The organism is Candidatus Protofrankia californiensis, from assembly GCF_900634765.1.
Classification (GTDB): Bacteria; Actinomycetota; Actinomycetes; order Frankiales; family Frankiaceae; genus Protofrankia; species Protofrankia californiensis.
Genome location: NZ_CAAAFT010000079.1, coordinates 1,460 through 2,564, shown reverse-complemented (window position 1 = coordinate 2,564; position 1,105 = coordinate 1,460). Strand labels below are relative to the sequence as shown.

The window sequence follows — 1,105 nt, the reverse complement described above, 5'->3', positions numbered from 1 at the left end:
CCCCCCGAGGGCCTCCCCCACTGGGGCTGCCCCGAAGGCGTTCCCCACTGCTGCCCCGCCGGCGGGGAAACTATCTGGGTAGGGGGGTCGACCTGACCACCGGGGTCGTCCACTGTGATCCCGAAGTCGGTGGCGATACCGGCAAGGCCAGAGGCGTATCCCTGCCCCACGGCGCGCACCTTCCACGCCCCCTGGCGCCGGTAGAGCTCCACGAGTACCAGCGCGGTTTCGACGGTCAGCCCGACCGGGTCGAAGCGGGCGAGCTCCCCACCCCGGGTGCCCCGGACCACAACCTGCAACCCGTTCACGGCTGCGAAGGTCTGCGGGCCGGATCCGTCCAGGCTGCCGGTGATGACCACCTTGTCGATGTCGGCTGGTACCTGCGTCAAGGTGAACTCGAGCGCTGACGGTGGCAGAAGGCGCACCCCCGGCCCGGTGGGCTGATTGAAGAACACGAAGTCGTCATCGGAGCGGACCTTGCCGTTCGCGGTCACCAGCAGCGCGGCAATGTCCAGCGGAGTGGACGAACTGATCTCCACCCGTACATCGGTAGTGGACAACGGTGCGTTCGCGCCCTTGCTCAGCACCTGCGCCATGGTGGCCTCCGCATCTGCCCTGTTGCCTACTGGCATGTTGCTCATCGGCATGTCGTTCGACGTCCGCGGGCGTGACTCCCGCGAGGCCATCGTGACGGATACCGTTCCCCGCCCGACGACCGGCACCCGGCGACCGCCCGTTTCCGCATAACGACAGACGCGCCCGACGGGGTAACGACCCGGCCCCGATCCACAGTTCCGCCTGATACGCCTCCGGAGGCCCAACTCCCCGGGTCATTATCTGGCTTTAGAGTCGGCGCTGTGGACGGTCCAGGGGTGCTGAAGCGGGTGGAAGCGCACCTGATACGGGAGTTCGGCCCCGACACGGGCCGCGCGGAGATCACGTTTCTCGGTTCCGAGCCGATCGAGGTGCTGCGTTTCGGTCACACGGCGGAGGGGATCGTCCGCTATGCGACCCTCGGGATGTCCAGGGCCCCGATGAGCGATCCGGCATCCCCCGTGCTCGACCCGGCGGGACCGCGTGCCGAGTTGGTGCTCTCGCTGAAGGA

At 68.1% G+C, this 1,105-nt stretch carries 2 protein-coding genes; one reads left to right on the top strand and one right to left on the bottom strand.

The genetic code is table 11. The features are described 5' to 3' along the window. The coding region (locus tag DD1DGNOD_RS04935; RefSeq protein WP_131769556.1) for a TerD family protein at positions 1-596 on the bottom strand (596 nt) is incomplete at its 3' end. A gap of 276 nt (positions 597-872) precedes the next feature. Between DD1DGNOD_RS04935 and DD1DGNOD_RS04930 the strand changes: the two genes are divergently transcribed. Beyond that, positions 873-1,105: suppressor of fused domain protein (locus DD1DGNOD_RS04930; RefSeq protein ID WP_346434267.1), on the top strand; the 233-nt coding region annotated here is incomplete at its 3' end.